Origin of the sequence: Methylobacterium crusticola (assembly GCF_003574465.1) — a bacterium.
In the GTDB taxonomy this organism is placed as follows: domain Bacteria; phylum Pseudomonadota; class Alphaproteobacteria; order Rhizobiales; family Beijerinckiaceae; genus Methylobacterium; species Methylobacterium crusticola.
This window is the reverse complement of sequence record NZ_QOWC01000433.1, coordinates 1-2,210: the sequence shown is the minus strand read 5'-3', so window position 1 is coordinate 2,210 and position 2,210 is coordinate 1. Positions and strand designations below refer to the sequence as shown.

3 protein-coding genes and 1 pseudogene are annotated in these 2,210 nt (G+C 79.6%); all 4 read left to right on the top strand.

The window, feature by feature from the left end; genetic code table 11:
• The first annotated feature begins 116 nt into the window (after window positions 1-116).
• Window positions 117-536 carry a DUF3168 domain-containing protein gene (locus DT057_RS34670; protein WP_128566526.1) on the top strand — a complete coding sequence of 140 codons (420 nt, stop codon included), beginning with the start codon at window positions 117-119 and terminating at the stop codon, window positions 534-536.
• 113 nt (window positions 537-649) lie between these two features.
• The gene (locus tag DT057_RS34665; protein WP_128566525.1) at window positions 650-1,096 is read left to right on the top strand and encodes a phage tail tube protein; all 447 of its coding nucleotides are present in this window, start codon (window positions 650-652) and stop codon (window positions 1,094-1,096) included.
• A gap of 7 nt (window positions 1,097-1,103) precedes the next feature.
• Window positions 1,104-1,691, top strand: coding sequence for a gene transfer agent family protein (locus tag DT057_RS34660; RefSeq protein WP_128566524.1), 588 nt, complete (start codon window positions 1,104-1,106; stop codon window positions 1,689-1,691).
• Window positions 1,688-2,210, top strand: a pseudogene (locus DT057_RS36335) (hypothetical protein); the annotation flags it as partial. The gene DT057_RS34660 and the pseudogene DT057_RS36335, both read left to right, overlap by 4 nt.

The window sequence follows — 2,210 nt, the reverse complement described above, 5'->3', positions numbered from 1 at the left end:
GAGGCCCCGGGCCTCGCCGCGCGGGAGTTCGGCACCGCGACGCGGCCGGCCCGCCCCGTCGTCGGGCCGGCCTGCGCCGCCCTCGCGGCCCGGCGCCCGGGCGGGGAGGCGTAGGCGTGGCGAGCCTCGATCTCGGCCCCTTCGTTGCCCGGGCCGCGCTCGCGCGCCTCGCCGCCGACCCCGCGCTGCGGGTCCTGGTGGGCGGCCGGGTGCGCGACGCCGTCCCGGCCCGCGAGGACGGGCCGTTCCTGCGCCTCGATCCCGTCGAGGCGAGCCCCTACGAGGCCAGCGGCTGGCGCGGCTGCGCCTGCCGGCTCACCGTCCACGCCTTCGTCCGCGGCGCCCGCAGCGCCGACCCGATCCAGCGCCTCGCCGCCGCCGTGACGGCCGCCCTCGACGAGGCCGACCTCGCCCTCGAACGCGGCACCCTGCTGTGGATCGCCCACGAGCGCAGCCTGATGCTCCCGGAGCCGCAGGGCCCGGGATCCTGGCACGCCGTCGTCCGCTTCACCGCCGCCGCCGCCGAGGAGGCCTGAGGCCGGGCGCCGCGACACCGCGGCGCCCGGCCCGGGCCGCGGCCCGGCTCGACCCGGCGCGGCGCGCGCCTGCGCGCGCCGTCCCCCATCCAGAGATCCAAGGAGGCTCCCCCATGACCCAGCCCACCACGCTCCCGTTCTCGGCCGTCTCCGTGAAGCTCGAGAGCCCGACCGCGCCGGGCACCTTCGAGGCCCCGTGCGGGCTCACCGAGCGCTCGGTGCAGTTCTCGAAGGAGACGAACAGCGCCGCCATCCCGGACTGCGCCAACGAGGACGCCGCCCCCTTCGTCGAGCGCACCGTGGTGTCGAAGTCGGTCGCCGTCGCCGGCAAGGGCGTGATGGCGCGCCAGAGCCTCGCCCGCTGGCGCGCCGCCTTCGAGGCCGACGGCCCCGTCCGCGGCCGGGTCGACGTCGCCGGCGCGGCCGCCGAGAGCGGCGGGCACTGGGAGGGGCTGTTCCACCTGACGAGCTTCGAGGTCGGCGCCAGCCGGGGCGAGCGCTGCACCGTGTCGGTGGCGCTGCAATCGACCGGGCCGGTGCCCTTCACGGCGGCGGGCTGAGGCCGCCATGAGCCGCGACGGCCACGTCGACCTCGACCTCGACGGCACCACCTACCGGTTCCGCCTCGCCCTCGGCGACCTCGAGGCGCTCCAGGAGGTGACCGGGCAGGGGCCCGCCGAGCTGCTGCACCGGTTCCACGCCGGGCGCCGCTACCGCTTCCGGGACGTGCGCGACACCCTGCGGGTCGGCCTGATCGGCGGCGGCACGCCCGTGCCGCGGGCCCACGCCGTCGCCCGCCGCCTCGACGGCCTGCCCTGCATCCCGCTCATCGCCAGGGCCGCCCTGGTGCTGGCCGCGGGCCTGGAGGGGACCGAGGAGGAGCCGGTCGGCCGGGCCGGCGCGGCCGCGGGCGCGGACGGCCGGATCGCCTTCGCGGCCTTCTACGCCGCCGCCGCCGCCATGGGCCTCGGCCCCGCCGAGATGCGGGCGATGAGCCTGTGGCAGTTCGCGGCCTACCTCGACGGCTTCAACCGGGCCCACGACCCGGCGGCCGCCGCGCCGCTCACCGCCGCCGAGGAGGACGCGCTCTGGGCCTGGCTCCAGGGCGGCGCCCCCGGCGCGCCGGAAGGCCACCCCGAGGAGGACGCCCCGTGACGACCGAGATCGACCGCCTGGTGGTCTCCCTGGAGGCCAACGTCGACGCCTACGAGCGCGAGCTCGCCCGGGCCGGGCCCGCGGCCGAGCGCGCCCTGGGACAGGCCGAGCGGGCCGTCGAGGCCGCCGCGTCCCGGATCGGCGCCACGATGGCCCGGGTGGGCGCGGACGTGCGCGACGAGCTCGCGCGCATGAGCGCGGGCGACACCCTCGTCCGGTTGCAGCAGGCCTACGCCCAGGTCCAGGACCGCCTCGCGTCCGGGGGCGGGGAGGCCGCGCAGGGCTCCGTGCGCCGGATCGAGGAGGCGCTCGGCGGCCTCGTCGGCCGGCTCGGGGAGGCGAGCGGCGCCGCCCGCCAGGCCGTGGCGGGCTTCGACGCGGTGGCGGGGGCGGTGGGCGGGATCGCCGACCGCGTCCCGGCGGCCGCCGACCTCCTCGACGGGCTCGGCCGGCGGGTGCGGGCGGCGGCGGCGGCCGGCAGCGAGAGCGGCGACGCCATCCGGGCGCGCGTGGCCGCCG

Coding starts and splice junctions, on each gene's coding strand:
- DT057_RS34665 (WP_128566525.1), top strand. CDS start 650: ATGACCCAGCCCACCACGCTCCCGTTCTCGGCCGTCTCCGTGAAGCTC.
- DT057_RS34660 (WP_128566524.1), top strand. CDS start 1,104: ATGAGCCGCGACGGCCACGTCGACCTCGACCTCGACGGCACCACCTAC.